This is a genomic window from Fictibacillus iocasae (assembly GCF_042665465.1).
GTDB lineage: Bacteria > Bacillota > Bacilli > Bacillales > Fictibacillaceae > Fictibacillus > Fictibacillus iocasae.
Genome location: NZ_JBHTCP010000019.1, coordinates 1 through 532 on the forward strand (window position 1 = coordinate 1; position 532 = coordinate 532).

General features: G+C 39.5%; 1 protein-coding gene. It reads right to left on the minus strand.

Annotated elements, in window-relative coordinates; genetic code table 11:
* A partial coding sequence (locus ACFQPF_RS18530; RefSeq protein ID WP_379749718.1) for a transposase occupies positions 1-532 on the minus strand: 532 nt, incomplete at both ends.

The window sequence follows — 532 nt, forward strand, 5'->3', positions numbered from 1 at the left end:
AGGTTTTCCAAGTCGTCTTCGACCATTTCTTTCAATAGATTTAACGGCTCTTTTACTTTGGGATACGCTGAAAGAGAAGAATCGTTTTCAATGATCTCAATGAGTGCTTCGCAATATCGAAACTCTTCTTCCAGTTGGTTCGTCGTGTTTTTAATGGGGAAACGCTCTTTCATTCCTTCTTGAACTTGATAGACGGCTTTACGGACTTTTCGGGACTGGTTCATCAACGCTTCTCTTGGTGATTTTTGATTGTATCGGGCTCTTGTATGAGTGGCATCGACGATGATAGAGTGGCTTTTAATCACGCCTTTTTCTAATGCGATTTCCACAGACTTCTTCAATAACATGTCCAAAATTTTCACGTCTTTTAAACGAAGTTTACGGAACTTGGTCAATGAACTAGGCTCTATGACGGCCTCTTCTGGTTCCATATCAAGGAAATATTTGAAAGACATGTCATACTTTGAGCGTTCGACAACATCGACATCTGATAAATCGTAAATCACCTTTAACAACAGATACTTAAACATGC